The 1,843-nt window shown below is 31.5% G+C and carries 3 protein-coding genes; all 3 read left to right on the forward strand.

Annotated elements, in window-relative coordinates; translation table 11 throughout:
* Positions 1 to 447, forward strand: a 447-nt coding sequence (locus AC1DRF_RS25745; protein WP_477742045.1) for a glycosyltransferase, incomplete at its 5' end; no start/stop codon positions are given.
* Positions 434 to 1,009 carry a WcaF family extracellular polysaccharide biosynthesis acetyltransferase gene (locus tag AC1DRF_RS25750; RefSeq protein WP_477742046.1) on the forward strand — a complete coding sequence of 192 codons (576 nt, stop codon included), beginning with the start codon at positions 434 to 436 and terminating at the stop codon, positions 1,007 to 1,009. The genes AC1DRF_RS25745 and AC1DRF_RS25750, both read left to right, overlap by 14 nt.
* Positions 1,006 to 1,843, forward strand: an 838-nt coding sequence (locus tag AC1DRF_RS25755; protein WP_477742047.1) for a glycosyltransferase family 4 protein, incomplete at its 3' end; no start/stop codon positions are given. The genes AC1DRF_RS25750 and AC1DRF_RS25755, both read left to right, overlap by 4 nt.

Raw genomic sequence — 1,843 nt, forward strand, 5'->3', positions numbered from 1 at the left:
TTAAAATTATTAAAAGTAAATAATCATGAAAAGTATAAGAATGTACGTGTTGTTTTTACCTTAGAAAATACCTCTTCTGTGTACAAGTTAGCTAAAGATCAGGGTGTGTTAGACTCGATATCATTTATAGGTAAATTAAACAGAGCAGAGATGAGTGAAATGTATCAAGTTTCAAAAGCTATTCTTTTTCCAAGTTATATTGAAACTTTCGGATTACCTTTAATTGAAGCAGCATCTTTTGGAAAAAGTATTTATTGCAGTGAAGAAGAATATTCTAATGAAGTAATTGGAAGCTATAAAGGGGTGGAATTTATAAACCCTTTTGAAGCGAAAGACTGGCAAAACGTTTTTAATTATGAATATAAAGAATATGAGCCTTTTACTCATAACCAAAATTATGAGAGTTGGAAAGAACTATTTGGGAGAATAAATAATGAAAAATGTTGAAGATTTTATACAGTTAGATAAATATAATCAGGATCATTACGAGAGGGGTAAAAATATTTTTTTTATTCTTTTGTGGTGGATAGTACAAGGAACAATATTTAGATTTTCCCTCCATAATGCATATCGGTGGAGAGCAATGCTATTAAAATTATTTGGAGCAAACATAGGTAGAAAAACTAAAATTAGATCATCTAGTCACTTCCATTATCCCTGGAAAGTATCTATAGGCGATTACTCATGGATTGGAGACAATGTTAAATTTTATAGTTTAGATACTATAAAGATTGGAGCGAATTGCGTCATTTCCCAAGAGTCTTATCTTTGTACTGGAAGTCATGATATAAAAGAACCGCAGTTTGGATTAATTACTAAGCCTATAATAGTAAAAGATGGTGCATGGATAGCTAGTGATGTATTTATTTATCCAGGAATAACTGTAAATGAAATGGCAGTTATAGCCGCTCGTAGCACAGTTATTAAAGATGTTCCAGCCAATGAAATTCATGCAGGGTTCCCTGCAAAATTTATTAAAAAACGGTTTGAGGAAGATGAACTATTTTGAAAAAGAAAAAAATTGCATTCGTTATTAATTATTTTTATCCTGATATAGCTTCAACAGGACAACTTCTTACAGAACTTTGTAAGGAATTACAGCATGATTTTACTATTACGGTTTTCGCTGCTCAACCTGGTTATGCAGGGGAAGAATTAAAAGCAACCAAGCTATTTGAAGAAGACTATTTAGAGAATATAAAAATTGTTCGTATTCGCCTGCCAAAAGTCGATAAGACTTCAAAAATGAGTCGAGTAAAATATATATTCTCTTATTTTATGTTAGCAAACCTTGCTTTGTGGAAAGAGAAGGGCGTGGATGCTATATATACTATTTCTCAGCCTCCTGTATTAGGGGGGCTAATTGGTACTATAGGAAAATTCCTAAAGCGTTCCAAGCACATTTACAATATTCAAGATTTTAATCCAGAGCAAGCTGCTGCTGTGAGCTATACAAATAAACAATCTGTTTTTAAATTAGCTAAAAAAGTTGATATGTTGACCTGTAGTTATTCGGACTGTGTCATTGTAGTTGGAAATGATATGAGTGAAACATTAAAAAAACGTTTTGAGAATAAGAAGGTTCCACATCATGTAGTCATTAACAACTGGACCAATGAAGATGAGATTATTCCTTTGGATAAAAAAGATGTTCACATCGAACAATTTCTTAAAGAGAATGATTTACAAAATAAATTCATTATTATGTATTCTGGAAATATTGGTCTTTATTATGATTTGGAAAATATTATAAAGGTGACTGAGCAATTTAAGAGGTATAAAGACCTTGCATTTGTTTTTATTGGAGAAGGTGCCGTTAAGCAAAAGATGAAGTCATTTGTAG

Source organism: Priestia sp. P5_B4, assembly GCF_056400385.1.

Bases quoted from the DNA above. Each gene is read 5' to 3' on its own strand.
- AC1DRF_RS25750 (WP_477742046.1), top strand. From the start codon at position 434: ATGAAAAATGTTGAAGATTTTATACAGTTAGATAAATATAATCAGGAT.